26 protein-coding genes and 1 other annotated feature are annotated in these 26,438 nt (G+C 31.7%); of the genes, 4 read left to right on the forward strand and 22 right to left on the reverse strand.

Features of this window, described 5'->3' with window-relative positions; all coding sequences use genetic code 11:
* Window positions 1-11: 11 nt before the first annotated feature.
* The 11 genes from J2S15_RS13725 to J2S15_RS13775 all read right to left on the reverse strand — a co-directional run bounded on the left by J2S15_RS13725 (window position 12) and on the right by J2S15_RS13775 (window position 11,889).
* Window positions 12-1,394, reverse strand: a complete 1,383-nt coding sequence (locus tag J2S15_RS13725; RefSeq protein WP_307409272.1) for an RNA polymerase sigma factor — start codon at window positions 1,392-1,394, stop codon at window positions 12-14.
* Window positions 1,395-1,630: 236 nt separating this feature from the next.
* Window positions 1,631-4,741, reverse strand: coding sequence for an isoleucine--tRNA ligase (gene ileS, locus J2S15_RS13730; RefSeq protein WP_307409274.1), 3,111 nt, complete (start codon window positions 4,739-4,741; stop codon window positions 1,631-1,633).
* An 81-nt stretch (window positions 4,742-4,822) separates the two neighbouring features.
* Window positions 4,823-5,040, reverse strand: a binding site (T-box leader).
* A 48-nt stretch (window positions 5,041-5,088) separates the two neighbouring features.
* The gene (locus J2S15_RS13735) at window positions 5,089-7,065 is read right to left on the reverse strand and encodes a cation:proton antiporter (protein WP_307409277.1); all 1,977 of its coding nucleotides are present in this window, start codon (window positions 7,063-7,065) and stop codon (window positions 5,089-5,091) included.
* Between the two features lie 24 nt (window positions 7,066-7,089).
* Window positions 7,090-7,695 carry a MarR family winged helix-turn-helix transcriptional regulator gene (locus J2S15_RS13740; RefSeq protein ID WP_307409279.1) on the reverse strand — a complete coding sequence of 202 codons (606 nt, stop codon included), beginning with the start codon at window positions 7,693-7,695 and terminating at the stop codon, window positions 7,090-7,092.
* Window positions 7,696-7,856: 161 nt separating this feature from the next.
* Window positions 7,857-8,321, reverse strand: coding sequence for a hypothetical protein (locus J2S15_RS13745; RefSeq protein WP_307409280.1), 465 nt, complete (start codon window positions 8,319-8,321; stop codon window positions 7,857-7,859).
* Window positions 8,322-8,381: 60 nt separating this feature from the next.
* Entirely contained in the window at window positions 8,382-8,681 is a 300-nt protein-coding gene (locus J2S15_RS13750; RefSeq protein ID WP_307409281.1) for a YciI family protein, read from the reverse strand.
* A 152-nt stretch (window positions 8,682-8,833) separates the two neighbouring features.
* Window positions 8,834-9,340 (reverse strand): GyrI-like domain-containing protein, encoded by a 507-nt coding sequence (locus J2S15_RS13755; RefSeq protein WP_307409282.1) that lies wholly within the window; start codon window positions 9,338-9,340, stop codon window positions 8,834-8,836.
* A 113-nt stretch (window positions 9,341-9,453) separates the two neighbouring features.
* A complete protein-coding gene (locus J2S15_RS13760; protein ID WP_307409283.1) occupies window positions 9,454-10,143 on the reverse strand; it encodes an ABC transporter permease in 690 nt (229 codons plus the stop codon).
* The gene (locus J2S15_RS13765; protein WP_307409284.1) at window positions 10,144-10,989 is read right to left on the reverse strand and encodes an ABC transporter ATP-binding protein; all 846 of its coding nucleotides are present in this window, start codon (window positions 10,987-10,989) and stop codon (window positions 10,144-10,146) included.
* Window positions 10,989-11,462, reverse strand: coding sequence for a DUF3021 family protein (locus tag J2S15_RS13770; protein ID WP_307409285.1), 474 nt, complete (start codon window positions 11,460-11,462; stop codon window positions 10,989-10,991). Before J2S15_RS13770 ends, J2S15_RS13765 begins: the two co-directional genes overlap by 1 nt.
* 1 nt (window position 11,463) lies before the next feature.
* Window positions 11,464-11,889, reverse strand: coding sequence for a LytTR family DNA-binding domain-containing protein (locus J2S15_RS13775; RefSeq protein ID WP_307409287.1), 426 nt, complete (start codon window positions 11,887-11,889; stop codon window positions 11,464-11,466).
* 192 nt (window positions 11,890-12,081) lie between these two features.
* On the opposite strand from J2S15_RS13775, the gene J2S15_RS13780 reads away from it, so the two are divergent.
* The 4 genes from J2S15_RS13780 to J2S15_RS13795 all read left to right on the forward strand — a co-directional run bounded on the left by J2S15_RS13780 (window position 12,082) and on the right by J2S15_RS13795 (window position 15,405).
* Entirely contained in the window at window positions 12,082-12,747 is a 666-nt protein-coding gene (locus tag J2S15_RS13780) for a response regulator transcription factor (RefSeq protein WP_307409288.1), read from the forward strand.
* A gap of 94 nt (window positions 12,748-12,841) precedes the next feature.
* Entirely contained in the window at window positions 12,842-13,756 is a 915-nt protein-coding gene (locus J2S15_RS13785) for an ATP-binding cassette domain-containing protein (protein WP_307409290.1), read from the forward strand.
* Window positions 13,749-14,492 (forward strand): ABC-2 transporter permease family protein, encoded by a 744-nt coding sequence (locus tag J2S15_RS13790; RefSeq protein ID WP_307409292.1) that lies wholly within the window; start codon window positions 13,749-13,751, stop codon window positions 14,490-14,492. The genes J2S15_RS13785 and J2S15_RS13790 overlap by 8 nt, the downstream gene beginning before the upstream one ends.
* Before the next feature lie 88 nt (window positions 14,493-14,580).
* Window positions 14,581-15,405 carry a sensor histidine kinase gene (locus J2S15_RS13795; protein ID WP_307409294.1) on the forward strand — a complete coding sequence of 275 codons (825 nt, stop codon included), beginning with the start codon at window positions 14,581-14,583 and terminating at the stop codon, window positions 15,403-15,405.
* Window positions 15,406-15,502: 97 nt separating this feature from the next.
* On the opposite strand, the gene J2S15_RS13800 is transcribed toward J2S15_RS13795, so the two are convergent.
* The 11 genes from J2S15_RS13800 to J2S15_RS13850 all read right to left on the reverse strand — a co-directional run bounded on the left by J2S15_RS13800 (window position 15,503) and on the right by J2S15_RS13850 (window position 26,423).
* Window positions 15,503-16,327 (reverse strand): HAD family hydrolase, encoded by an 825-nt coding sequence (locus tag J2S15_RS13800; RefSeq protein ID WP_307409296.1) that lies wholly within the window; start codon window positions 16,325-16,327, stop codon window positions 15,503-15,505.
* Between the two features lie 48 nt (window positions 16,328-16,375).
* The gene (locus J2S15_RS13805) at window positions 16,376-17,857 is read right to left on the reverse strand and encodes a glycoside hydrolase family 1 protein (protein ID WP_307409298.1); all 1,482 of its coding nucleotides are present in this window, start codon (window positions 17,855-17,857) and stop codon (window positions 16,376-16,378) included.
* A gap of 16 nt (window positions 17,858-17,873) precedes the next feature.
* Window positions 17,874-18,356, reverse strand: coding sequence for a PTS sugar transporter subunit IIA (locus J2S15_RS13810; RefSeq protein ID WP_307409300.1), 483 nt, complete (start codon window positions 18,354-18,356; stop codon window positions 17,874-17,876).
* A 9-nt stretch (window positions 18,357-18,365) separates the two neighbouring features.
* Window positions 18,366-19,763, reverse strand: coding sequence for a PTS transporter subunit EIIC (locus J2S15_RS13815; RefSeq protein WP_307409302.1), 1,398 nt, complete (start codon window positions 19,761-19,763; stop codon window positions 18,366-18,368).
* 26 nt (window positions 19,764-19,789) lie between these two features.
* Window positions 19,790-20,641 carry a PRD domain-containing protein gene (locus J2S15_RS13820; RefSeq protein WP_307409304.1) on the reverse strand — a complete coding sequence of 284 codons (852 nt, stop codon included), beginning with the start codon at window positions 20,639-20,641 and terminating at the stop codon, window positions 19,790-19,792.
* Window positions 20,642-20,892: 251 nt separating this feature from the next.
* Entirely contained in the window at window positions 20,893-21,141 is a 249-nt protein-coding gene (locus tag J2S15_RS13825) for a TIGR04076 family protein (protein WP_307409306.1), read from the reverse strand.
* Window positions 21,142-21,216: 75 nt separating this feature from the next.
* On the reverse strand, window positions 21,217-21,753 hold the full coding sequence (locus tag J2S15_RS13830; RefSeq protein WP_307409307.1) for a GNAT family N-acetyltransferase: 537 nt from the start codon (window positions 21,751-21,753) through the stop codon (window positions 21,217-21,219).
* A gap of 18 nt (window positions 21,754-21,771) precedes the next feature.
* Window positions 21,772-22,647 carry a helix-turn-helix domain-containing protein gene (locus J2S15_RS13835; RefSeq protein WP_307409309.1) on the reverse strand — a complete coding sequence of 292 codons (876 nt, stop codon included), beginning with the start codon at window positions 22,645-22,647 and terminating at the stop codon, window positions 21,772-21,774.
* A 17-nt stretch (window positions 22,648-22,664) separates the two neighbouring features.
* On the reverse strand, window positions 22,665-24,917 hold the full coding sequence (locus J2S15_RS13840) for an ABC transporter permease (RefSeq protein ID WP_307409311.1): 2,253 nt from the start codon (window positions 24,915-24,917) through the stop codon (window positions 22,665-22,667).
* Window positions 24,918-24,920: 3 nt separating this feature from the next.
* Complete coding sequence (locus J2S15_RS13845) at window positions 24,921-25,688, reverse strand: ABC transporter ATP-binding protein (RefSeq protein ID WP_307409313.1); 768 nt, start codon at window positions 25,686-25,688, stop codon at window positions 24,921-24,923.
* A gap of 123 nt (window positions 25,689-25,811) precedes the next feature.
* Window positions 25,812-26,423 carry a DUF6273 domain-containing protein gene (locus J2S15_RS13850; RefSeq protein WP_307409315.1) on the reverse strand — a complete coding sequence of 204 codons (612 nt, stop codon included), beginning with the start codon at window positions 26,421-26,423 and terminating at the stop codon, window positions 25,812-25,814.
* Window positions 26,424-26,438: the final 15 nt, after the last annotated feature.

Below are 26,438 nucleotides of genomic sequence, written 5' to 3' on the forward strand. Positions count from 1 at the left end.
TGCAGTAAATACTACTGTTTATTTATTTCTTCAATTTCACTAAAATTCATCGTATATCTAACTGTTCTTGAATCCTTATCGGTCAACACAATAAAACATTCTCCTGAAAATTTGCCATCAACTATAAAACTATCTTTGATTGGATATTCTTTTCCATTATGTTCTAAATAAGAATTCTCAAAATCTATTTTAGATTTTTCGTCCTTAATATCAAGTTGCAGGTATTTTTCATGATTGTAAACCTCAACTAATTCTGGTGCATAAGCATCAATATTATTGATATTAACTTCTAGTTTTTCACTTTTCACATACACAATGTAGTTACCGTTTTCTATTACCTGAAATACAATTTGGTTGTTCTTTAGATCAAACATCACTTCATCATCTTTACTCAATATTTTCACTTCATCCCTATCAATATCTTTTTTAAGCTCAATACGAACCTTGACACTGCCTCTTGTTAAGTTTGTATCACGTGTGACTGTTGATATCAGCTGATAACCTTTTGGTTTTGTATTTATACTCTTCGTATCTTCTCTTGGTGATTGAGTTTCGTTTAATCCACATACATTAAAATCATCTTCTATCGTACCCGTACTATTTGTATCTGAAGTCAGAAATAACGTAGCAGCGCTTACACACACGACACCACTTAGTACTACAACTGTAAGTTTTGGTAATAATGTTGTGAATTTGCTGAACCATGAAAGTCTAAATAAACTTTTATGATAACTTAAGTCTACATATCTACATGTTGTCTCTCGTTGCTCATAAAGAATGAGTGCCAAAATTGATAATAAAGGAACACTGTATAGTTTGACCTTGTTGTTTTCCTGATATTCACTCAACTGCATTTCTAGATTTTTTCTTCCTTTATGCAAACGACCTTTGATTGTTCCTGAAGAGCAATCTAAGATATCTGCTATTTCATCTATTTTCAACTCCTCAAGATAAAACAGAATAATCGTTTCTCTTTGCTTTCTTGGTAATTCATTAATAATATCTGAAATGATTTGCTTAGTTTCACTTAAGTCATATGCTTCTTTAGGAAGATACTCTCTTCTGGATTCTGTAAATCTTGATTCAAATCCATCATCAAAATCTTCATTAATCGAAAACTCTAAATCTTTCTTTTTATTTAGATATCCATAACAACAGTTGGTTACTAGTCGATACATCCAGGAATTAAAGTATTCTGGACTTTTCAGTGTATGGATTTTCTTATAGATTAAAATCATTGATTCCTGCATTACATCCTCAGCCTCAGAACCATTTTTTAATATTGTAAAACACCAGTAATATACTTTTTTAACTATACGAGAATATAGTAATTCAAATTGTTTTGAGTCTTTTTGAACCTCTTCTACAATTTGGGTAAGCCCCTTGTCTTTCATCTTATTCGCCCTCCTTCAGTTTACTAATCCACTTACCCTTATTAAGTAGATAAGTTATTGATCAAAAAAGTTATCTTTTTTACAAAAGAAAAATCAGGTTCCCTGAAACCCAAAATTTCTTTTCCTAAAATATATCGTTATTTACCAATCCCTATCTCTTTATTAGTCGTATTATATTTGAAAATCGTTCACTATTCCAGAAGAAAAAGACCAAATTGGTCTTTCCCTTCCTTGTTTTATTTATTTCGATACAAATTAACCAATAATTCAACTCCATTAATATTAAGTGAGATAAAACTAGTTTCTTCTTTTACTTCTAAACTTGTTGCTAATACAGCACTCATAATTGTTTCTTTATTATTTAGAATTGTTGAAATCAAGTTATTATTTGCATTCACTGCTATTTGGATTGTATCCATAACTTCAAATCCATTCTCTTTTCTTAAATTCTGGATTTTACTAATCACTTCCCTAACTGTACCTTCTTCAACAAGTTCATCACTTAGATATGTGTATAATGCAATTGTAATTCCATTGCTATCAGTTACAACAAAATCAGATTTTGCTACTGATTCGATAATCAGATCATCTTTTGTGAACTCATAACTAGTGTCTTCACTTTGAATTGTCACTTTTCCATTACTATCTAACCCTTCCATAAACTGATTACCATCAACACTTTGAAGTAGTTCCTTTACTTTGCCTATATCCTTTCCATATTTTGGACCTAATGTTTTTAGTAGTGGTTTAAACTGATACGTCATAAACTTACTTGTATTATTCGTAAATACTACCTCTTTTACATTTAACTCATCTTTAATTATATTCAATTCATCATTTGTCAGTTGGTTTGCAGTTTTAATGTATAGTATTTGTAATGGCTGTCTATTCTTTAAATTTGAAGTATTTCGTAAACTTCTTCCCAGAACTACTACTTCTTGAACCAGTTTCATTCGCTCTTCTAAACTAGTATCAATCCATTTCGTATTTGCTATAGGATAGCCACATAAATGAATACTTTCATGCGTATCTTTATCAAAAGAAGCAACTAAGTTCTGATAGATTTCTTCACTCATATATGGAATCATTGGTGCTGCCAGTTTCGCAAAAGTTACCAATACTGTATATAACGTCATATAAGCATTTACTTTATCCTCTGACATATCTTTGCCCCAGTAACGCTCTCTACCTCTACGTACATACCAGTTACTTAATTCATCTACAAATGTTTCCATCAATCGTGCTGCTTCCATAATCTTGTATTCATTTAGATACGCATCTACATCTTTCACAACAGAATTAAGTCTTGATAATACCCATTTATCCATAATTGACAGTTTGTCATAATCTAATTTATATTCTGTCGGATTGAATTTATCAATATCTGCATATAATACAAAAAATGAATAAGTATTCCAAAGTGTTCCTAAGAACTTTCTTTGAATCTCTACTACAGTATTCTTATTAAAACGATTTGGTAACCAAGGTGCACTATTAACATAAAAGTACCAACGTACTGCATCTGCACCATATTCTTCTAGTATCTCAAATGGATCAACTGAGTTCCCTTTTGATTTGCTCATCTTCTGGCCATTTTCATCTTGAATATGTCCAAGTACCAACACATTCTTATAAGCAGATTTGTCAAATAGGATTGTTGAAATCGCTAGCAGTGAATAAAACCAGCCTCGAGTCTGATCAATTGCTTCACTAATAAAATCAGCAGGAAAATTTTCATCAAATAACTCTTTATTCTCAAATGGATAATGCCACTGTGCAAACGGCATTGCACCAGAATCAAACCAACAGTCAATCACTTCTTCTACTCGATGCATTATTGAATTACATTTCTCACAAGGTATAGTTACCTCATCAATAAATGGTCGATGTAGTTCAATATCTTTAGGACAATTATCTGATAGTTCCTTCAGTTCTTGGATTGAACCAATTACATGTTGATGACCGCAAGAACACTCCCATACATTTAATGGAGTTCCCCAATAACGGTTTCTACTCAATCCCCAATCTTGGACATTTGCTAACCAATCCGCAAATCGTTTTTCTCCAATACTCTCTGGTAACCAGTTAACTGTTTTATTATTCTTAATTAAATCATCACGTACTTTCGTCATTTCTATAAACCAGGTTTCATTTGCGTAATAAATAAGTGGAGTATCACAGCGCCAACAGTGAGGATAGCTATGTTCAAGTTCTACTGTTCCAAATAATAAATTACGCTTGTTTAAATCCTCTAATATAAGTTTATCTGCATCTTTACAGAACATATTTTCCCAAGGATAGTTCCCTGTCATTTCACCCTTCTCATTTACTAATTGAACAAATGGTAAGTCATAGATTCTTCCTACCTTAGAATCATCATCACCAAAAGCTGGTGCTATGTGGACAATTCCTGTACCAGCATCTAACGTTACATAATCTGCACATGTTACAAAGTATGCTTTCTTAGTTAAATTTTCTTGTTCATACAAAGGAATGTATTCTTTGTATTCCAGTTCTTTTCCTTCAAATCTATCATGTACTTTATATGGTACACCTAATACTTCGTCTAAGAGTGCTTCTGCCAGATAATACATATTTCCATCAACTTCTACTTTCATGTATGTCTGGTGTGGATTTACAGCCAGAGCCACATTACTAGGTAGCGTCCAAGGTGTTGTTGTCCATGCCAGAAAGTATGCATCTTCACCTTTCACTTTGAATCTCACATATGCACTTGTATCTTTCACATCTTTATATCCCTGTGATACTTCATGAGTAGATAATGATGTTCCACATCTTGGGCAGTATGGCACTACCTTATGTCCTTTATATAACAACCCTTTCTTAGCAATTTCTTTTAATGCCCACCACTCGGATTCAATAAATTCATTATGATAAGTAACATATGGATTATCCATATCTGCCCAGAATCCAACCAGCTGCGAGAAGTCTTCCCACATTTCCTTATATTTCCATACATTCTCTTTACACTTTTCAACAAACGCTTCTACTCCATATTCTTCAATCTGTTCTTTACCTTCTAACCCAAGAAGTTTCTCGACTTCTAACTCTACTGGTAAACCATGAGTATCCCAACCAGCCTTTCTTAACACCTTCTTTCCCTTCATTGTCTGATAACGCGGAACTAAATCCTTGATTACTCTTGTAAGAACATGGCCAATGTGTGGGGTTCCATTTGCTGTTGGTGGTCCATCATAAAAAGTAAAGATTGGTTTTCCATTACGATTATCAATACTCTTTTGAAAGATGTTCTCATTCTTCCATAACTTTCCTACTTCTCTTTCTCTCTCTACAAAATTCAAATTGTTTTCTACTTTCTTGTACATTGTAATTCCTCCTTATTTGAATTTACCAAAACGCTTACTTGAGGCATTAGGTTATCAAATAAATAAAAGACTTTCACCTGAAATCAGGATGAAAGCCTTGAACTATCATTGTACCACCTATTTCACATACCATCATATGCTATCCTTGTAACGGAGGACACCGGCAAAACTTACTCATATCTTTTCAGTCTGCAACTCAAGAGGGATGTTCATATAGATCTTACTTTTATCAGACTCTCACTATCTCTGACTCGCTTTGAATTTTAGATGTATATTACTGTCTCTATCAACGCTATTTGGTTACTCATATACTAGTATATTGAAATTAGTTTGTCAATTCCTAGTTACTATAATTCAATTTGCATTTCTAATAATGCAATATTATTCCGCATTGTGTTTGCACTCTTCCAGTCAATTGTTCCTTGTTCATACTCTTTTTGAATTCTATCTCTTTCCAGCTGCAAGCCTCGTTTTCGAATTTGCAACACAACATCATTATCCAGCTGAACTTTATCTCGTCCTTGTGCATATTGATTCCTACCTCTTTTCTCAGCAATTGAAACCTCAATTTTTGATTTTAAATATCTTACAAGTTCAGAATCTTCTTTTTCTAACATCTTGTCTAATTGCTCAATTACATATTCATCATTTTGAATCATAATCCTAAACATTTCTTCCTGATCTGCAAATTTTCTACTTTTCAAAATTAGTCTCAGATTACGAATTTGTTCAAGAAACCCAATAATATGATAAATCTTATGACTATTTGTTCGATTCAATCGATCATTTAAGATGTAGATATAATATTCACCCATATCTTTTGATACCTCATCATTATCTAGCATCTTTTGTACGTTTTCAATTTCCCATTTAAACGTCTGATACATTAATTTATGAATCTCATCATCATTCTTTTTAGTTGTAGTTATTGAACTTTCAAGTTCACGATACCGTTTCATGTAATCTCTAAGAACTACTTCACCTTCTGATTTATATGTGGAAAGAAATTCATTTTCTAGTGTTTTAATTACATTATTCAACATACTTAAATAAATCTCCTTATTATCATCTTCTGCAGTTCCTTTTTTCTCCACTAATAAAGGTAATACAAAGTAAGTTAAAATCATTGAGCATAGAATGACTCCCATAGCTAATATAATCATTAAGTCTCTTTGTGGAAAGACACTCCCATCACTAAGTACAAGTGGAATAGAGTATACACTTGCCAATGTAACCGAACCTCTCGCACCAGCCAAACTAAAGATAAAACATGATTTTAATCTACTAATTTTTTCTTCTTTTTCACATACATCCTTAGGTAATGTAACCATCGCCCATAAAAAGCGAATAATAAATAAAAGTAGCATAATTAATACTACATAAACAAGAATTACCTGAATACTCATTGCATTGTTACCACTTAATAATGATGTCGTAATCTCAGGAATTTGTGTTCCCAGAATTAAGAATACTATTCCCTCTAAAACAAACGATAATACTTTCCATACATTATCAGAAGTAATTTTTTCATTTACTATATCTGGGTTATCTTGTTTGCTTTCAAAGGAGTAAATCATTCCTGCTACAAAGATTGCTAGAATACCACTTACATGCAATAACTCAGCAATGTAATATACTAAGAATGGAGTAATAAGACCCAATAAAACATATATTGTTTCATCTTTAATTCCTTGATGACGAATCCATTTAATGATTCCCCTTTTTAGAAATGATAAACTGGTACCAACAACTGCTCCACCAACTCCCACTAAAAGAAAACTAGTAGCTGAATCAACAAGAGAAAATGTTCCTGTAAGGATTGTTGTAATTCCTATTTGAAAGAGAATTAAAGAACTTACATCATTGAATACAGATTCACCTTTCAACAACTCCAACATTTTACCCGGAATTAAATATCTTTTACCAACAGAATCTACTGCAATATCATCTGTTGGTCCTAAAGCAGATATTAAAATAACCGCTGCAGCAATTGAAATACTAGGAATCATCATATGAAGTAAATAGCCTACAAGAAGAACACTAGCTAATACTAACAAAACAGATGTATTAAGAATCGACTTCTTTAAACTCCACACAGTGCTCTTATTGATCGTTGTTCCACTTAGATAAACAAGTGGTGCAACAAATAGAGTAAAAAACAACTCAGGGTGTATTTCTAAATGATAATTTAAAGGGAGCATCACAATAAATGCTCCCAACATAATTTGAACAAACGGAACAGGTACAGATGGTAAAAACCGATTTATAATATTTGATAGCAAAATAGCTATCATCATCACAAGTATATATATAAATAATTCCATTGGTATACCCTCCTATACTATTTACTATTTATTTTCTTCACTATTTTTTGTTCTTTTATCGTTTCGTCTTCCATGAGGACGCCCACCTCTCATAGGACCACCACCAAAGAAATGACGATGAGGCCCACGATGTGGAAATTCTCCACCTTCCATAAAAGAATTGCGTAAATTCTCCCAGTTTTCAAGTTCTTCCTCATCAAATTCTATTTGACTACCTAGAGCTTCAATCATTCGATCTAAATATTCGCTGAATTTTTCTTTTTCATCTTCATCCAAACAATCAAAAATTGATTCATAGTCCATTTCATTCGATTGTTCTTCCTTACCCTTTTCAGTAAGTATAACCATCATTACTCGCTTATCATCTGCTGATGGCACCCTTTTCACAAATCCATTTTTCTCCAACTTATTTAAAAGTTCATTTAAAGACTGCTGACGAATCCCTAACAGATACGTTAATTCTTTTGTACTTATTTCTGGTTTAATTCTAAGCATTGCCAATACTCTTCCTTGACCGCGAGTTGGATCGCCAGTTGGTCCATATTGAGCATAATGCTCCATTTGTTGACGACGTAGCAACCATTGTAACTGCATTAACTTATCGTAAAGTTCAATATATTTATTTTCCATAATTCATTACCTCTTACTTTCTACAGGTACCTTACGAATATATTATTACAGGTACCTTTAGAAAAGTCAAGGACTTTATTAAAGGTACCTGTACATCTTTTTTGTTTCAAACAAAAAAAGCAGTATTTCTACTGCTTTCAAGCATCATTTAAATTATTTATTTATGAAAATTTAGTTTTAAAGAACTGAAGAAAAGCATTTGCTTCTTCTTCCTGTTTTACACAAATTGCAACTTCATCAGGGTCCTGATTCAACATTTCCTGAACAGTAAATGTTATATACTTTTTAGGAAATTTATTTGATTGAATTCTAATTTCCTTAGAAAACATACTAATCTTGGCTTTCTTTACTTCATCCTTCTTTACATAAATTGGATCTCCATAAGAACTGAAATCACGATTGATTGGTAAAATTACAATTTCATTAGCAGTTTCATCAAACCCAATTGCATAACTTGCATAAGTATATGTTGTCTTTCTTACTACTACAAAATTCATCATTCCAACATCTACTCCGCATCCATAAACTACACGAAAGCGATCCGCATCACCAATTACATCAGAAAACAATTCTTTCATCTTCTCAACATTTTCTAAACATATTTCATCACTTACTTTTTTTGCCATTTTTATATCTCCTTGTTTCATATTTATTAGACAATATCTATTTCTAGAATGTTCTCTACACTACAATAAGTAATTATTATCACTATTAGCTACTTGTAATGCCTTCAGTTTATAAGTTGCATACCCACCAATCACAAGTGGTTCTCTTTTACATAATGCTTCTGCTTCTTCATAACTGTCAGCCTTGATAATCACCATTCCTGCAACACCCGGATATCCTTTAAATACCCCACAGTAGTCCATGTGTCCTTCCTCATCTAATTTTCTTAGATTCTCCACATGACTTTCTACAATTGCCTTTGTGATTCGATTATACGTTTTTGTTTTCTCAATAAACATTACATATACCCATTTCTCCATATATTACCTCCAAATTAATTAGAACTTAATTAATTTAATACTATCATTCACTATCTATAATAACAATAAGAAAAAAGTCTTAAAACATCACTATTTAATCAATGTTTTAAGACTTTTAATAAATCTTTACTGTTTTCTTTATAATGTTGTATTTATTTATCACGAAACTTTAATGGTAAATAAATCTGCTGTTGAGCAATGCCAAGTGCTTTATCAAAATTACCATCAGGATTTGGCATATTACACATTCCACTTTTAGGGAAATCACCATATTCAAATACATCACTATTATTAATCCAAGTCATCATGCAGTTAATCGTTTCTTCTAAATCTTCATTATCACTTTCATCACCAGTAGCAACTAAATACATCCCTCCAGGAAATTCAAATAGTTCATAAGGAGCAAGATCCTCTGCAGTTACTTCATCCTTGATTGCAATTATATAAATATTTCTACCTTTATCCCAACTTATATCAGCATCGAGATGCCATATAAAATCAGTTGGTTCATATGAATGATCCTTCAATAAGTGTTTATTTTGTTCAACCCAAGTGTCAAATCCATTATCACCAAATAATTCACTTAATGTTTTTTCTCCTGATGAAACTGCACGGAACTTTTTGATTTCTATTCCTCTCATATTGCTTAATTTACTCATTTGTCATTTCTCCTCATTGATATTTACTATGGATTCCTTAATATTAACCAAATAATATCATTATAAATTTTTAATGTAAACAAAAAGAGATAGCACAAACTATCTCAAATTTATTATTTAAATTTATACTTTTTATAGACTATTAGATACAATACCAACACAATCACAAAATTTATTACTAATGTTATTATATTTGTCACATTAACTTCAAGTGTACTAATAATATCACTCACTTGTTGAGAATAAATGTATTTACTGAAATTGTGAATTGAAGAGTTAAACATTGATAACATTGGTAAAAACGAAAATATAAGCATTGCTGGTACAGATAATCCACTACTGGCACTTTGATTAGGAGATAACAGTCCAATAATTGATCCAATAAGAATTGATATAATTAGACCTGCCATATTCGCCAGTAGGAATACTATCATTCCATTTGATGTATACCCTCCTACAATTGCCATAAATAATAATCCTATTGCACATAATACAAATACATATAAAGCAACGCCTACCAGATACTCAAATGGCTTTACATTGGACATCCTTAACATCTGCAAGGCTCCTTTTTCTTTGTCTTCACTAACAATTGTAGATACTACAATAATTGGAGCCATGGTTACATACATCGCTGCAAACATATTCACAAAGAAACTAGGTTCTAAACCAAAGTCTTTTGCTGAAAAGGTTAAGATTGAAGCCATTACAGGAAACATTACAAACTGTATTAGAATTGATTTATTCTTTAATGTATCTTGTACTTGTTTATAAATTATTGCATTAATTCTAGTAGCACTCATTTAAATCAACTCCTTTCCTGTTAGTGATATAAATACTTCACCTAAATTTGGTTCACTTGAATGTATTGATTTAATTTCATCATCTTTCAATGCATTTAGAATTTCTGAATAGCTTTCTTTATTGTTAGGTACTTTAAATTCTTTATCATGGTTAGTCACAATACTTATTTGGTTTAATTCATTATGTTTATCACAAATTCTAGTTGGTGTATCATACTCAATGATTTTACCATCAAACAGAAATGCAACTTTATCACATAAGTCAGTAGCTTCCTGCATATTATGTGTAACTAAGAGAATCGTAGTTCCCTTTTGTTTTAGTTCTAATAATAATTTATGAATTAACTGACTAGTACTTGGATCAAGGCCAGACGTAGGTTCATCCAAAAATAACAGTTTTGGCTTATGCATAATTGCACGTCCAAGAACTAATCTCTGTTTCATCCCTTTGGATAACTTATCAACAGCAACATTTGAACTTTCGTATAATCCAACTTTTTGTAAAACTGTATTCACTTCATCTTTATCAATAGAATAAATCTTTCTGAATATTTCAAGATTTTGTCTACATGTCAAACGGTCAAATAAACCTGCTTCATCCAATACAGTACCAATCTTTGAATAAGAATCATCTTTTAACTGCGTAGAACTAACATCAAATATTTTACTAATTCCTTTATCACTCTCTAAATGACCAATCATGATTTCAATTAGTGTTGTTTTGCCTGCACCAGATGGACCAAGTACACCTAGTATCTCTCCTTCATCCACTTTGAAATCAATTCCTTTCAGCACTTCTTTATCACCAAAACTTTTATATAAATTTGATATATTGATTACACTCATTACTTTTTTCCTGCTCTTTCTTTATACTTAGTAAGCATCTCTTCATACTCTTTATCTTTCTTTCTAGTAACAAGTACACTGGCAATGGTAGCAATTATAAAGCATACTAAGAACATTGCAACAAAACTAATCCAAGCATAGACTTCATCCACTGGAAACCATTTGAATATAAAGATAAATGCAGTTGCGATTAATAGAATTAAGAATAGCTTTATAAGCGTTAAATACAATACTCTTACTTTAGCTACTAAGGATTCACTATCAAAAATAATATTGATAAGCGCAGTTATAACTGCTAATACTAAGATTTGCACAATGGCAGTAAGAGAAACTCCACCATTCACATAAAATGTCGAGTAGGAAATAATTTCATCACCAGCAAATACACCAATTAATGTAATGACTGTTATTGCCGTAGTAAATGCCATAAAGGTTAAATACATAAATTTTTCTAAATTGTTTTTGCTAGTCATTTTAATTTCCTCCTAACTTTCTTTTAAATGTTTTTACATATGCTCTAGTTACCATAAACTTATCTCCATTATTAAACTCTAAACGAATTCTAGAACCTATATCAGATTTCATACTTTTCAGATATGATAAATTTATAATTGTTGATTTATTAATACGAACGAAATCATCGCTCAACATTGCTTCAATCTGATATAGCCACATCATTGAAACATAACTGTCATTTTGAGTATAGATAATTGTTGTTTTCTCTAAGGATTCGATATAGTAGATATCTTCCATGGAAAGAATATATTCCCTTCCATTCTTTTGTACATATATTTTGGAATTGAAATGTTTCACAAAACTTAACAACTTATCTTGTTCTTCATGATTATCACACTGTACAGTGACTTTCAATTCTTTTTCATTATTGTCTATTGTTTTCATAATCTCCTCCTCAATGTAAGTATTTACCATTCTGCTTTCTTTATCAAGATTTTTTTACCAAGATACACAAATCAAAAACTAACGTGCATAAACCATAAATCATCATATCAAAATTGATTTACTATCATAATGCGTTATACTATAAAGAAACAACACTGAATTTTTATCGCAAAAGAAATGGAGATGGGCAATATGAAAAATATATTAATAATTGATGATGATATACATATTGGAAATGTACTTGAAGAAATCCTTACAAAAGAAGGATATACGATTTCTCGTGCATATTCTGGAAGTGAAGCAATACTATTTCTTAAGCACTCAATTCCAGATCTGATATTATTGGATTTAATGCTTCCTGGTATAAGTGGAGAGGATGTATTAACTCAGATTAAAGGAATTCCAGTTATTGTTGTCAGTGCTAAAGTTGATATTGATGACAAAGTTAATTTGTTACTTAGTGGTGCTGTTGACTATATAACGAAACCATTTAATAAAAAAGAGTTATTAGCCAGAATCGCTGTTCAATTTCGCACTTCAAATACCACAATAACAAAATCTATTTTGACCTATGATGAAATAAAACTTGATATAACAACTCACTCGGCAACCATTGATGATGTTGAAGTAAAACTAACAAGAACTGAATATGCAATTTTAAAAATATTAATGCAAAATCCTACTCAAGTAGTTACAAAATCTAGTTTGCTGGATTTAATCAGTTTGGATACACCTGATTGTAATGAAAGTTCTTTGAAAATGCATATTAGTAATTTACGCAGAAAACTTCGTAATATAAATAATAAAGATTATATTGATGCTGTTTGGGGAATTGGTTTTAAACTTACATCGGAATAAATATTTACTATTTCTTTACTGTTTTCTTTACCACTTTCTTTACATTTGATTGTTAGAATAATGGTGTCAAAGAAAATGAAGGAGGTTTTAACTTATGGAATACATTCTTAAAACAAAGAACCTAAGTAAACGTTATGGACATTTTAAAGCATTAGATGAATTAACAATGAATGTCCCCAAAGGTTCAATCTATGGATTTGTTGGAAAAAACGGATCAGGTAAAACAACATTAATTCGAATGATTTGTGGTCTTCAATACCCATCATCTGGAGATTATATGTTATATGGTAAAAAGAGTGATGAGAAAGATATTGTAAAAGCCAGAAGAAGAATGGGTGCAGTAGTAGAAAATCCATCTATTTATCTAGAAATGACTGCAGAAGATAACTTAAAACAACAGTATAAAATACTGGGATTGCCATCTTATGATGGTTTAAAAGAAACATTAGAATTGGTTGGACTTGCAGATACAGGAAAGAAAAAAGCAAAAAACTTTTCTTTAGGTATGCGACAAAGATTAGGAATTGCTATAACACTTATAGGCGATCCTGATTTTCTGATATTAGATGAGCCAGTGAATGGTCTTGATCCACAAGGAATTATAGAGATTCGTGAGTTAATCTTAAAACTTAATCGTGAACAACAAATAACTATTTTAATATCAAGTCATATTCTTAATGAATTATCAAAACTTGCAACCCATTATGGCTTTATTGATCAGGGCCACATTGTAAAAGAAATAAGTGCTGATGAATTACATACGCTTTACAAGAAATGTATTCATGTAGAAGTGAATGATACAAAACTGCTTACAAGAGTGCTTGATGAAATGAATGTTGAATACAAAATTTATTCTGATACTCATGCTGACATATATACAGAAATTAAAGTAACTCAATTTGTACTGGCATTAAAAAAGGTGAATTGTGAAGTAATATCAATGCAGGAACGAAGTGAAAACTTAGAAAGCTTCTATATGAGTCTTATTGATGGTGATACTTATGTATAAATTATTATCAGCTAATTTAAGCAGGCTTTGGATTACCAAAGCATTTTGGATAACAATATTTATAATGGTTTCAATTGTAAGTATGTTATGCTCATTACTAATAAGTCAAGGTTCCACGTATTTACATATTGCACTATTCCTTTCACTTCAAGTAATAGGTATCCTTACCTCTATCTTCTTCAGTTCCTATCTTGGAACTGAATATAGTGATGGTACCATACGCAATAAACTAATTGTAGGACATAAAAGAAATAGTATTTATCTGGCTAACTTCATTACAGGAGTAATTGCAATAACAGCTATATACCTTGCATGGGCATTAACTGGTGGTCTTTTTGGATTACTTACAAATATATCAATCAATAGTAATGTAACTGAAATTATTCTAATTGGAGTTACTGGATGGTTTTCCTGCATTACATATATAGCAATCTTTAGCTTTGTTGGTATGTTATCTTCAAGTAAATCAAGAACTTCAATTATAAGTATACTAACAGCCTTTATATTACTTTTTGTAGGCCTCTTATGTTATTCACTTTCTAGACCAGGTATGTTTACAGGTATCAGTAGAGAGGTATTTCTATTTCTGTTTGAATTCAACCCATTTGGTCAGACATTTCAAATTATTTCGCTTGGTACAAATGAACTGTGGCATTTAATTATATATTCTCTAATTCTTACAGTTATTCTTACAAGTTTAGGATTATATATTTTCAGGAAAAAAGATTTAAAATAAAGGTTGGTGATGAACGATGATGCTTCCTTGGGTTTTATGTATTTTATTATCATTAATAGTAATTGTTCTTATTATTAAAATTTTAGTTATGAAAAAAAGTATAAATGAAATCAATGTAGAACTCATGGATCATTTAGAAAATGAATCTAATGCCCTTATTTCAATATCATCAAATGATAAAACGATAAAGCAATTCACAAACGAGTTAAATAAACAACTTCGTTTACTTCGTAAACAACGTCAGCAGTATCTAAATGGGAATATACAACTTAAAGATTCTGTTACCAATATTTCTCATGATTTGCGTACTCCCCTAACTGCAATCAGTGGTTATTTAGATTTGTTGGAGGAAGAAAACAAGTCAAGTGAAGTTGAGCGTTATATTGGTATCATTAGCAATCGAGTTGAAATGATGAAGCAGTTAACCGAAGAACTTTTCCGCTATTCTGTAGTTATTAATTCTGAATCTCCGCAAGAAAGAGAAAGTGTTATACTAAATAATGCATTGGAAGAAAGTATCGCTCAGTTTTATGTAGAATTGAAAGAACGAGATATTGACCCTGTTATTCGAATGGATAAAATAAAGATAACACGATATTTAAATGCTTCTATGTTATCTCGAGTACTATCCAATCTTTTGAGCAATGCGATTAAATATAGTGATGGTGATTTAGAAATTAAATTAACTGAGACAGGTGAAATTGTAATCACAAATACTGCTTCTACGTTAAATCAAATTCAGGTAGCACAATTGTTTGATCGTTATTATACGCTCAACACTGCTGAAAATTCTACTGGCTTAGGATTAGGTATCACAAAAGAATTAGTTAGTAAAATGAATGGAACAATAATGGCAAGTTATGAACATAATAAATTATCTATCAGTGTATCATTTCTAAATGAAGATGATTAGATTAAACTATAATAGTTCCATTTGAAATTGTACAAATCGTATGTATAAGAAAGCTGAAGTCATTTATAGAACTTCAGCTTTTATTATCCGTCCAATTTTAAATTAGTTTTAAATACTCAAACGCCTTTAATAATCCATCATTATCCACATCATCCGTAATATAGTCAGCAACCTGTTTTGTTTCTTCCCCAGCATTTCCCATCGCTACACTATAACCACAGGCTTTAAACATTGGTATATCAACTTTAGCATCACCAAATGCAATCGTTTTAGATTTATCAATTTTTAAATAGTCTAGTAACACTTCTATAGCATGCGCTTTATTGATGTTTTTTTGACTTGTATCCCCATACAAAGCATATTCTCCTTTTCCACCCCAAGTACCTACATTCAAATCATCAAACTCTTCTACTGCATCTAAATAATCTTGATAGGACTTTAGTACAAATCCAGTTTTATTTACATTACTCCGTAGTAATTCACCACCAGTAATCATTGAAGGATTCATTGGAACAATTTTATCTTTAGTTAATACTGCATCAATTCCCTCGATATATTTTAATCTTGCTTCTTTTGATTTCTCTTCATATCCTTCACTTATGTAAATACCTTCATTACATTCCAATCGGAATGCTAAGTCTCTTTGATTGCACCAATCAACAAATTGTTTGCATTGAGAAAGTGATAGCGTTTCATGCATGACAACCGTATTATTACTTTCCACATAACATCCATTCCCACCAATCATTCCATCCAATTCTAAATTCCAGTTTTTCACTTCTATTTCAAACTTTGAACATCCTGTACATATATATACTTTATGTCCATTTGTTCTCGCCTTATTAATCGCATATCTTGCTGATTCAGGGAGAACAGTTTCATAGTTTATTAACGTTCCATCTACATCCAAAAAAATAACCATTTTATCTCCTTACTCTATAAAGTGAAAAGCCTGATAACAGGCTTTTGTTTATTTATCTATTTCTAAGTCTTCTCCATTGCTGGCAATTACTTTTTTATACCAGTAGAATGATTTTTTACGATAACGCTTTAATGTTCCTTCTCCTGCATCATTACGATCAACATAGATGAATCCATAACGTTTCGACATTTGACCTGAACCATTTGAAACAATATCAATTGGTCCCCACCATGCATAACCAAATAAGTCTACACCATTACGAATTGCTTTTTTCATCGATATAATATGATCACGCAAGAATTCCATGCGATAGGTATCATTTACTGTACCATCAATCAGTTCTTCTTTTACACCTAATCCATTCTCAGCGATAAAAATAGGTACTTGGTAACGTCCATACAAGTCTTCTAACGCTAGATATAATCCATCTGGATCAACTGACCATCCTGATGGTGTTAGCTCCAAGTATGGGTTTGTTTTCCCTGTATTTAGAATATTGTCATCACCACGATAAGACGTATCTCCTTCTACTTCTTTATCTGAACTATTTGTTTCTTTTTGTACAGATTCTAAATAATCTTTAGAAGCAATACGAGAGCGATAGTAAGTAAAACTTAAGAAATCTACTGGGTAGTTTTTAATTAACTCCATATCTTCATCAGTATATTCAATTTCAATATCATTATCTTTAAAGTATTCCCAAGCATATCCTGGATACTCACCACGAATTTGAACATCTGAGAAGAAATATCCTCTTTGTTTTTCAGTTGTGACAACTAAAGAATCTTTTGGATCACAACTCATTGGATAAATAGTTTTATACTCAATTACTGAACCTACTTTAGCATCTGGATCAATTTCATGAATTGTTTTCACAGCCATTGAACTGGCAACAAACTGATGATGGGATGCCTGATAATTATCTTGTAATGTGCTGGTTGTTGGGTCAATACCTGCAGTCATCCATTCCATTTTATGAATATTGTTTCCAATCTCATTGAATGTCAGCCAATACTTTACAATCCCCTTCCAGCGCTTTGCCATTACTGTAACAAATTTATCAAAGAACTCGATCATTTTGCGGTCTTTCCAACCACCATATTTATCAGCTAAATGTAAAGGCATTTCATAATGCGAAATCGTAATCATGATTTCCATACCATTGTCTTTTAGTTCTTTGAACATTTTATCATAGAACTCTAGTCCTTTTTCATTTGGTTGATCTTCTTCACCTGTTGGGAAGATACGACTCCACGCTACACTTGTACGATATACTTTAAATCCCATGGCCCCAAATTCAGCAATATCCTCTTTATAATGATGATAAAAATCAATTCCTTTATGAGTTGGATAATACTTTGCACTACGATCTGGATATCCGAATACTCCATGCGGTTGCACATCAGCTACTGATGGTAGTTTCCCATCCTCATTGTATGCTCCTTCATACTGGTTCGCAGCAGTCGCTCCTCCCCATAAAAATCCTTCTGGAAATGTTTCTTGTACTTTTATATCTTTACTACTTTTCACGTTTATTGCTCCTCCTTCACTTATAGCTAACAACAACATCTTTTCCTTTGCGGACATAACCATCTGTCTTTTTGCTTAATTCTTTTTGACAGTTTGGGAAAATGACGATTGTTGTAAAATCATACTCTTCTTCAATCAAATACTCTGCGTAAAAACTGATGACTTTATCTCCAGCCTTCACTTCATCATTTATTTCAACATATCGTTTAAATCCTCTACCATTTAAATTAACAGTATTGATTCCAATATGTATTAATATTTCAACACCTTCATCATTGATAATTCCAAATGCATGAAGGGTTGGATAAATCATTGTTATCTTTCCATTACAAGGTGCTACAATAACTTCATTTTTTGGAATTATTGCAATACCATCCCCTAACATTTTTTGCGAGAACACTGGGTCCGCAACTTTTTCTAGGGGGATGAGATTTCCATCTGTAACAGCAACAATTGCATGTTCAGGTATAATATTTTTCTTCTTAAAAATTCCAAACATTATAGTTCCTTACGATTGTACAACTTCATCTTTGTATAGAATAAATGTAATCACAAATGATACAACAAATGAAATTACAACCCCAATAACTATTGCAAATATTGTCTGTTCAAAAATCACAACCCCTAGGATACTTGAATATCCCATTGAGAAAGCCTTCGCTCCTAAAATCCCTGCTGTTGCTCCTCCTACAAATCCACCAATTACCATTCCAATCATTGGCGTCTTATAACGCAAGTTAATCCCATATAATGCTGGTTCAGATACTCCTGAAATAATTGCTCCAAATCCTGCCGCTAAAGCATTGGACTTAATTGCTGGATCTTTGGTACGCAACATTACCGCAAGACATGATCCACCTTCTGAAATATTATGCAATATCCAACCTGGTCGGAATACATTATCAAATCCAGTTGCTGTAAATAATTCGGTCATTGGTGCAACCATCAACATATTTACTCCCATCATTACTAAGAATGGGTGAACTGCTGCAATAATACCTGGAGCAAATCCTCCAACATTTCCTTGTAACCAAGTAATACCTGAAACAATCCAACCACCAACAATTACTCCTGCTGGCCCTAATATTAAGATTGTAATTGGATATCCAATTAAGAATACACATAGTGGTGCGAATACTGAACGTAAGAATCCAGGAATAATTCGATAGAATAATCGCTCCAGATGCGCACATAGGATTGCAGCAAAGATTGCAGGTAATAATGAACTAGAATAAGTTACTAATGTAACTGGTATTCCTAACATTGTTACTGGCTCTCCTGCACTTACCATCGCTGTGAAATCAGGATATAATAATGCAGCTGCAATTGTCATTGCAAATACTGGATTTGACTTTAATACTCTTGAAGCACCATACGCTACTAATATTGGCATAAAGTAGAATGGTGTCTGTGAAACAAAGTTAAATAACTGATAAGTAGATGATGTAGCTAAATCAGCATTGAAATAAGAAATCAACGATAATACTACACGTAACATTCCTGCACCAAACAGCACAGTAACAAATGGTGTTAAGGATGCAGACATAAATTGAATTGCTTTATCAAAGTAATATTTTACACCTCTTTTTTCATCATCTTTCTTTAATGCATAATCTTCAGTATGAGTTTCGTCTACTGCATCTCCTTCTTCTAAATCATATTTCTTCATGATTGTGTCATAAACTGGAAATAAGTTTTCCCCTAATATAACTTGGAATTGTCCTGAACCATAAACAACCCCTAAGACTCCAGGCAATTTTTTCAATTCATCTTCTTTTGCTTTTGATCTGTCTTTTAATACAAAACGTAAACGTGTTGCACAATGCGAAACAGTATGAATGTTTTCTGGTCCTCCAACTCTTTCCATTATGTCATCCGTTAATACTTCATAATCTATCTTAGCCATGATAAACATAGCCTCCTTTCATGATTTTACTCTTCTCTATCTAAAACACGAATGATATGAATCGTTAAATATAAACGATCTTTATTCAACATTTTATAATCATAATTCTTCAAAACATACTCAGATATCTTTTTCACACAACGAACTGCTTGTTCATTTTTCTCTTCTAATGGAGAAAGAATTTCAATATACGAATCATTGGTGATTTTGACTTGTTCAAATAGGATGCTTCTCATAAAATATTTTAAATGAATAATAAATCTTGAATATGCTATTGATTCCTCATCTAAAGTAAACTGTAGATCTTCTTCGATAATATCAATAATTTCAGTAACACCTTTCATGATCATTACAGAGTCATGATTACTTCTTTTTTCTGTTGCAACAATTAAGTGGAATGCAATGGAAACTGCTTCTTCATTACCTAGTTGAATATCAAACGCTTCATTGATCATTTGAACCGCTTTCTTTCCAATTGTATGTTCCTCTTTATAGAATCTTTTGATTTCTTCATTCACAAGAACTGGTACCGTTAGTCCTGCATGGTATTGATTAATACTAAAATTAATATGATCTGCCAAAGCAACTACTAAATTTACACTAAATGTATTCTGTAACTCCTCTTGCGCAACATCAATAATTCGTTGCGTTAATTCAATAATCTCAAACGGTATTTGTTCTAACGTCTGAAAAATATAATTTGAATTTTTTAATAATACATATTCTTTCTGGACTTCGTTTGGAAATATAACATCATGCACGTGCTTATGAAATCCAAGTCCTTTACCAATCGCAACTACTTCTTGGCCTTTGCGATTTTCTGCAATTACAATATTGTTGTTAATTACTCGTTTTACTATTAATTTTTCTTTAAACATAATTACAGATAAAAATAGTGCATAGCATCTATCTCTCCTCCTTTCATTCGACAAAAAAGACAAACCCAAACCCACAATTACATCTCAGTAATTGTTCGTTGAATTTGCCTTAATAACTATGATTAAGTAACAAGTCTGTTTCTTTTCTGTTCTCCCACATTCTACTATAAGCGCTTACAATTTGTCAACACACTTTTAGAATCTTTGTGTTTATTGCATCAGTTTCACTTAAATATCCGCTAATAATAAACCTAATCAATAACCTCTCCATGAATCCAAACTCTATGTTGATCCTGACATTTTATATCAAATTGTTTAGATCGTGTAACACCATAATCTAAGTCACCACCATTTTGTAAAACATACACTGAAGGATATATATCGTTCCACAATTCATGACAAATAGGAGGACATAAATCACCAACAACAAACTCATCTCCAGTTTTTAAATAACCACATCTGCATTTACTTTCAATAACAGTTAATTTTACTTTTGACATTCTCTACACCGTCCATTTCTTACTACATTATAATAAAATCTTTATTTATTAATTTCATTTAATTCATTTCAATATTTAGTAAATATGTTTGTAATAATAATGAATCAAATTGGTATCAACACAATACTCAACATATCCAAATGATTTATGTGCCTTTCTTGAAACTTCCCTAAAATCATCCGTATCAGATAATATAAATGAATAACCATTATCCTTTACCCACTTCTCTGCTTGATTCATCAGCCTCATTCCAATATGGAATCCTCGTTTCTTTTCATCCACATACCATGATTCTACAACTGGGATTGGTCGATTATTAGAGAGAAGTAGTTGTATTTGATCATAGTAGTTTGTCCTATTAAAATTGTCTAACAACTCTTTATAATCTTTTGCACATACAAATCCTACATCAATAAAACCAGCCAATGTTCCATCCTCGTTTTGATATACATAACAGGTCCATTTGTCATAATTCCTGAAACGATTATTATCAGAATGATATAAGAATGCTGTGATTTCTTCACGCATTTCCTGTTTTGTATAATCAGTGTACAAAAGACATCGTAGTCTTAATAGTTCATTAAAATCACTTTCTCTATATTGTCTTAACATAATGGACCTCCATTTCTTTTATTCAAATATATCAATAATTGTTTCCGATTTGTAGCTACTAATTTGAACGGTATTATTACTCTCTATAGTAGGTGTTTCTATATATTCACCATTCCGTTTCCAGATGACACTACTTTTTCTTCCTTTATCAATCAATTTAAACTCAGCTTCTTGATTTACATATACAACTGCCTTTGCTTTGAACTGACATAAGTTTATAGAACCATTCCATTTACCCAACATCAGTTCGCAATCACTTTTGGAAGTGAATTCAAAACTACCATCCAGTTCATCTATTGAAATTTGATCTGCTTTTCCATCAAACTCTAATCTGTGTACTTGCAGATCTTCTAATGATAATTCTTTTGTTTTTGAATCCAACTCATATCGATTCAATCCAGACCTAGGTATTATAATCGAAATCGTAAGTTCTTCTTCCTCATCAAATACTATCTTATCAGTTTTTCGAATACACTTTATATCTAGTTGTTGATTATTATCTTCAATCTTAATCTTATAAATTGAGTCTAAATGTTCGATTGTTTGTGAAGATAAAATGATTTTCAGTTTTTCTGATTCCCCACCTTTTACAATAATCTTCTTTGCATTTATCATCTTTATGTCTATCTTCTTATGTTGATCAATATCATAAATCATTTCACTTTGATAAGTAAATTCTTTTTGTATATCTTCTTTGCTCTCTTCATAAATTAGTTCATCCAAAGACATTTTAAACAATTCAGATATAATCTTTATATTTTCAATATCAGGCATACCTCTGCCCGTTTCCCATTTTGTAATAGCTTGTCTTGATACACCCATTTCATCTGCTAATTGTTCTTGTGAAAGATTTCTTTTCTTTCTGATTTGTTTTAATTTTTCTCCAAAATCCATAAAGTTCTCCGTTTCTATTATTCCTTAATTAATTCACATACTGATATTTTCTTAATTGGCACTGTTAATAAAAAACTTATAATAAATGTCTGTACCACTATAATGAGTGCCGCTATTAATAATACTACAAATGATATCTCCAAATTGTTTTTCATTGCACCTAAACTTTGAAACAATACATTGCATATTATTTCCATATAGAATAGTCCTAATAAAGCAGTTATAACAATTGTTGGTATTGCAACTGGCAAGAAACTACTTGCAAGTTTTAATCGAAGTTGCTTGTTTGTATACCCAATTGCTTTATATATACCAAGTTCTTTTCGCTGTTGAATAATCAGTGAGCGTATCACCATAAATAATACTAACCAGATAATCAACATAATAATTAGTACAATGACAATCATTACTGCTTTGATTGCTGTGATATACATATCATTTGTTGTTTGTGTTAATTTTTCATAGTTGATTACTTTTGTAAGTTCTCCTTTATGTTGAACTTCAATCTTATCTACAAGTTTCTCTGTATTTACACCATCTTTTACATAGATGTATTGTGATGTAAAATTCGTATCATTTGAAAGTCGTGCATAACCTGTATTAGTTAGTTCACAAACATTCCCCTGATAATTCACACTTTGTATAAATCCAACAATTTTATATTCTTTTGTTTGGTCTTCTTGTTTTACTTGAATCATATCACCAATCTTATAGCCTCCACTTTCAACAAGACTATTTCCAATGGCAATTTCATTCTCGTTTTCAGGGCTTCTTCCTTCATAGCATAAGTCATTTGAAACTTTACTAAAGTCTTCACTCACAAATGCCTGAATAGTTGTATCTTCTACTTCTACTTTTTCGATTGAATAGAACATAACATCTTTTACTTCATCCATTGATAGTATATCATTTTTTATACTTTCTGCAGTAGTTTCATTGGTATGAATAATCACCGATGGCATTTCTTCAGATAAGGTAGATGTGAAGTTATTAGTTTCAATCACAATATTGTAGAATAAAGTTCCTGCAAATGACATTAATAGCGTCATAAAGAATAACACCAAGATTATAAGTACATTTCTTCTTTTACCATTTCCAGTACTACCTTCTCTAATGGCAGTAACTGGTTGTAATTTCTTTATCTTTGCAGCTCCAAAGTAAGTAAACAAAATGGTCATTAGTTCTATGCTTACAAAGGTTATAATCATAGAAAGCCAGTTTATACCTATCTCTAACGACATACCTGCCTGAAAACCAATGAGACTTGCTGCTAAAGGCAGTAATAAATTTGAAAGTACAATTCCAATTAGTAGGGTAATACCACAAACAAGTACATAAGGTATTACCAGTGTAAGAATAATACTGTTACTTGTATATCCCAATGCTTTCAGTGCCCCCATGTTAGCTGTTTCCATTTCAATGGTATTACTAATTTTGAACTTACTTAAAGAAAGACTGACAAACAGTACAATCAAAGCAAAGGCAAACAACACCATTACAAGAATATTCGTAAATAGGGTACGCACCTGTTTATTTGCACTATCGTAGTTTACCTGCAACACAGATATATCATGTTCTGAAAAATAATCAGTTATCTCTTTAGTAACCTTTTCACTATCTGCACCCTGATTTGTCTGAATAGAATATACTTGGACTAAACTACATTGGTTATCTTCACTTAATTTTTCATATTCATTTTCTGATAAAAACACTCCAATTGTTCCTGCACCATAGTTTCCATACTGCATTTCCTGAACTTTTCCATTTACTTTCCAAGTATATGAAGCATCATTTATTCTATATGAAATATGATCACCAACACTAAATTCTCCTAGTTCACTCATATAAAGTGGTAAGTAAATACCATCCTGATTTTTCTTTTCACTCCCTTCAGTTATTTCTAGTTTGTTCATTTTATGATTATCATCAATATCGTAGAAAATAGTCTGCATTTCAAAATCAGTATCCTGAAAATCTTCAGCCACTGCCATACTAAGAAGTCCTTCTCTAGTTTCCACTTCTTTTGTGAAGTCCATATTTTTAATATCACTAACATATACTTCATTATCCTGTTGCTTTGCGATTGCTACATGTATATTTGCTGTATTCATTTCTTTAAACATTTCATCATATACATTTCCTACATTCATAAAAAGGGTAAATGATAGATTTGTAATAATTGTCGTCAGTAATAAGATCACTCCTAACAATAAAAACTGTTTCTTATCCTTTCTTAAACGATAGAAAGATAACTGTAATACTTTCTTCATCTTCTACCACTCCATCTCTGCTAAAAAATTATTTAGCAATTCTTCTCTGTGATGATCATTAATGTTGTAATTTTCTAGTTTAAGTTCTCCAAAGATTTTTCCATCTTTTAAATAGATTATTCGATTTGCTCTTAATGCAGACTTTTTATCATGCGTAACCATAATTACACTTTGTCCTTCATTATTAATTTTTGAAAAGACATCCAATACCACATCGGAGTTACTGGAATTTAATGCTCCTGTTGGTTCATCCGCAAATACAACTGCTGGTGTGTTAATAAGTGATCTTACAATCCCTACTCGTTGTGCTTCTCCACCAGAAATCTGTGATGGAAATTTATGCCATAACGTCTCTTCTATGTTTACTTTTTTCAATAATTCTTTTGTGTGTTCTTTTACTAATGATTTATTCTTCTCAACTAGGCTACCTGCTGTTACCACATTATCAATTAAACTCATTTTCTCTAGCAGATACATCTGCTGGAATACAAACCCACAATTCTTTCTTCGAAATACTGCAAGCTTATCATCACTGTAAGAAACAATATCTTCACCTTTGTATACAATTGATCCACTTGTTGCTCGATCCATTCCAGATAGTACATACATCAAAGTAGATTTTCCAGCTCCTGATGAACCCATAATAACTGTAAAATCACCTTCATATATAGTAATATTCATATCACTGATTACTTGTTGTTCTATGTCACCTGTTTTGAAGTTCTTATTTAATTTACTTGCTTCTATAATTACATTCTTATGCTTTTCCACTGTTACCTCCATATGGCATATCTGCCCTAATTCAAAGTATATTCATTTAAAAGCAAACAACTAGAAACATGTGTTTACATCAAACAAAAAAGAATGCTACTTATCGTAGCATTCCAATATATTCTATCGTTTTATCCATAAAGCAGGGCGTATTCCACCACTATTATCCTTAGTTATTGGATGGATGGTATTACTGCTGTACTTGTATGTTCCATTTCCCTGAATACCAATATTACCATCTCCCCAAATGTATACTGCCCTTTTGTTATCCCGTCCTGGTGAGCGAAGCCACCACCACCAACCATATCCACCAAACTTCGATCTTCGATTACTATTATTTTCATCTTTTCTTTGAAACCAGTATTTTTGATTCTTGCCTGGATTATACAGTAGCGTACTGCTGTCCCCAAAATACTTACATGCAACTTCTTCAATACTCAATAAGAATATTTTATCTTTGCTATCTTCTCCACCATTTGAATCATACCATTCATTGTTTGGATTCTTATTAATTACAGTAATTATACGTTTCCTATCTTCTTCACTAAAAGTTTTATAAAATTCAGTATTCAAGTAGGAACGAAGTTCACAATCTTTCCATGTAACATTACCTGCTTTATTATGATAGGGATGTTGACCAATCATATCCTCTGTGATAAGTAATACCCTATCGCTTTGTACATCTAACACACGCCATTCATAATTACCAAATGTTATTAGTTCTCCTGCTTTCATATTTGTCTCCATCTA

Source organism: Breznakia pachnodae (genome assembly GCF_030814225.1).
In the GTDB taxonomy this organism is placed as follows: Bacteria; Bacillota_I; Bacilli_A; order Erysipelotrichales; family Erysipelotrichaceae; genus Breznakia; species Breznakia pachnodae.

What these genes read in the sequence shown, in the direction of transcription:
- J2S15_RS13840 (WP_307409311.1), bottom strand. Translation starts at nt 24,917, where the DNA reads ATGAAGAAAGTATTACAGTTATCTTTCTATCGTTTAAGAAAGGATAAG.
- J2S15_RS13770 (WP_307409285.1), bottom strand. Translation starts at nt 11,462, where the DNA reads ATGACTAGCAAAAACAATTTAGAAAAATTTATGTATTTAACCTTTATG.
- J2S15_RS13820 (WP_307409304.1), bottom strand. Translation starts at nt 20,641, where the DNA reads ATGTTTAAAGAAAAATTAATAGTAAAACGAGTAATTAACAACAATATT.
- J2S15_RS13825 (WP_307409306.1), bottom strand. Translation starts at nt 21,141, where the DNA reads ATGTCAAAAGTAAAATTAACTGTTATTGAAAGTAAATGCAGATGTGGT.
- J2S15_RS13725 (WP_307409272.1), bottom strand. Translation starts at nt 1,394, where the DNA reads ATGAAAGACAAGGGGCTTACCCAAATTGTAGAAGAGGTTCAAAAAGAC.
- J2S15_RS13765 (WP_307409284.1), bottom strand. Translation starts at nt 10,989, where the DNA reads ATGAGTGTAATCAATATATCAAATTTATATAAAAGTTTTGGTGATAAA.
- J2S15_RS13850 (WP_307409315.1), bottom strand. Translation starts at nt 26,423, where the DNA reads ATGAAAGCAGGAGAACTAATAACATTTGGTAATTATGAATGGCGTGTG.
- J2S15_RS13740 (WP_307409279.1), bottom strand. Translation starts at nt 7,695, where the DNA reads ATGGAAAATAAATATATTGAACTTTACGATAAGTTAATGCAGTTACAA.
- J2S15_RS13745 (WP_307409280.1), bottom strand. Translation starts at nt 8,321, where the DNA reads ATGGCAAAAAAAGTAAGTGATGAAATATGTTTAGAAAATGTTGAGAAG.
- ileS (WP_307409274.1), bottom strand. Translation starts at nt 4,741, where the DNA reads ATGTACAAGAAAGTAGAAAACAATTTGAATTTTGTAGAGAGAGAAAGA.
- J2S15_RS13810 (WP_307409300.1), bottom strand. Translation starts at nt 18,356, where the DNA reads ATGTTTGGAATTTTTAAGAAGAAAAATATTATACCTGAACATGCAATT.
- J2S15_RS13775 (WP_307409287.1), bottom strand. Translation starts at nt 11,889, where the DNA reads ATGAAAACAATAGACAATAATGAAAAAGAATTGAAAGTCACTGTACAG.
- J2S15_RS13750 (WP_307409281.1), bottom strand. Translation starts at nt 8,681, where the DNA reads ATGGAGAAATGGGTATATGTAATGTTTATTGAGAAAACAAAAACGTAT.
- J2S15_RS13835 (WP_307409309.1), bottom strand. Translation starts at nt 22,647, where the DNA reads ATGGATTTTGGAGAAAAATTAAAACAAATCAGAAAGAAAAGAAATCTT.
- J2S15_RS13795 (WP_307409294.1), top strand. Translation starts at nt 14,581, where the DNA reads ATGAAAAAAAGTATAAATGAAATCAATGTAGAACTCATGGATCATTTA.
- J2S15_RS13830 (WP_307409307.1), bottom strand. Translation starts at nt 21,753, where the DNA reads ATGTTAAGACAATATAGAGAAAGTGATTTTAATGAACTATTAAGACTA.
- J2S15_RS13755 (WP_307409282.1), bottom strand. Translation starts at nt 9,340, where the DNA reads ATGAGTAAATTAAGCAATATGAGAGGAATAGAAATCAAAAAGTTCCGT.
- J2S15_RS13815 (WP_307409302.1), bottom strand. Translation starts at nt 19,763, where the DNA reads ATGGCTAAGATAGATTATGAAGTATTAACGGATGACATAATGGAAAGA.
- J2S15_RS13735 (WP_307409277.1), bottom strand. Translation starts at nt 7,065, where the DNA reads ATGGAATTATTTATATATATACTTGTGATGATGATAGCTATTTTGCTA.
- J2S15_RS13800 (WP_307409296.1), bottom strand. Translation starts at nt 16,327, where the DNA reads ATGGTTATTTTTTTGGATGTAGATGGAACGTTAATAAACTATGAAACT.
- J2S15_RS13790 (WP_307409292.1), top strand. Translation starts at nt 13,749, where the DNA reads ATGTATAAATTATTATCAGCTAATTTAAGCAGGCTTTGGATTACCAAA.
- J2S15_RS13785 (WP_307409290.1), top strand. Translation starts at nt 12,842, where the DNA reads ATGGAATACATTCTTAAAACAAAGAACCTAAGTAAACGTTATGGACAT.
- J2S15_RS13780 (WP_307409288.1), top strand. Translation starts at nt 12,082, where the DNA reads ATGAAAAATATATTAATAATTGATGATGATATACATATTGGAAATGTA.
- J2S15_RS13760 (WP_307409283.1), bottom strand. Translation starts at nt 10,143, where the DNA reads ATGAGTGCTACTAGAATTAATGCAATAATTTATAAACAAGTACAAGAT.